At 44.3% G+C, this 1,306-nt stretch carries 1 protein-coding gene; it reads left to right on the forward strand.

What is annotated here, in order from left to right; translation table 11 throughout:
- Positions 1–1,212, forward strand: a 1,212-nt coding sequence (gene lnt / locus F6K37_RS42880) for an apolipoprotein N-acyltransferase (RefSeq protein WP_287257280.1), incomplete at its 5' end; no start/stop codon positions are given.
- Positions 1,213–1,306: the final 94 nt, after the last annotated feature.

The raw sequence follows: 1,306 nt of genomic DNA on the forward strand, positions 1-1,306 counted from the left end.
TACTGGTCTTCCTTATCCTATACCCAAAGTCCCCATAACCTGATAATTTTGCACCTCGGTCAATTATCCGGTCCAATAACAGTTACAGCAGCTATTGTCGCCGTCAATGGTTTAATAGCTGAAAGCGCATTAAAGGTTAGTAGTTTTAAAGTTAGCAGGTTGAACGTTGGCAGGTTGAACGTTGAAAGTGATCACAACAACCTACCCTACGGTAACGCCAAGGGCGAACAATATTCGACTCCTAAAAACCTCCAACATTCAACCCTTTTGGGTATAGCGATCGGATTATTAATCAGCTTACATCTGCTGGGATGGTTACTGTATAGTAAACCGATTGAGCAATCAAATGATTCTGCTATTAAAGTCGGTATTATTCAAGGAAACATCCCCAATGAAATTAAACTTTACTCCGCTGGATGGCAGCGTGCTATAAAAGGTTACACTACTGGATACCAGACATTGGCAGATCAAAAGGTAGACGCAGTGCTAACTCCTGAAACTGCCTTACCTTTTCTTTGGGAAGAACAGGTTCGCACTCGTAGTTCTTTCTACTCAGCAATATTAGATAAAGGGGTATTAGTTTGGGTAGGAGGCTATGGGCAAATCGGGCGTAGCCTTACCAATAGTTTGTTTACTGTCACCGGTACTGGTGAGACCTTCAGCCGTTACGATAAGGTCAAATTAGTGCCCTTAGGAGAATATATTCCTTTTGAAGAATTCCTAGGACGTTTAATTGACCGACTATCCCCTCTTGATTCTCACTTAGCAGCAGGTAAGCCTGACCAATTATTAGAAACACCCTTTGGTCAAGCAGTGGTAGGAATTTGTTATGAGTCAGCTTTTTCCGAGCACTTCCGCTATCAAGCTGCCGCTGGTGGGCAGTTTATTATCACTGCATCAAATAATGCCCATTACAGTAATAGTATGCCTGCCCAGCACCATGCTCAAGATGTAATGCGCTCCATTGAAACAGATAGGTGGACAGTTAGAGCAACCAATACCGGCTATTCCGGTATTGTAGACCCCCATGGCAAAACAGTATGGCTATCGGGGATTAATACCTATGAGTTGCACGCAGATACGATTTATCGACGACAAACTCAGACGTTGTATGTGCGCTGGGGGAATTGGTTGACTCCGGTGTTATTAGGGTTAGGGGGAATTGGTTGGTTGGTGTTGGGTTGGTTTGGAGTTAGTGTTGGGTTGGAGTAGCTCACCCCTGAACCGACTAACCTACCCGACAAGGGACGCCAAAGGCGAACAACCGACTAACCCTCAACCCTAAATATCACAAAATTCCCGAACT

The sequence above is a fragment of the Moorena sp. SIO4E2 genome, from assembly GCF_010671945.1.
GTDB lineage: Bacteria > Cyanobacteriota > Cyanobacteriia > Cyanobacteriales > Coleofasciculaceae > Moorena > Moorena producens.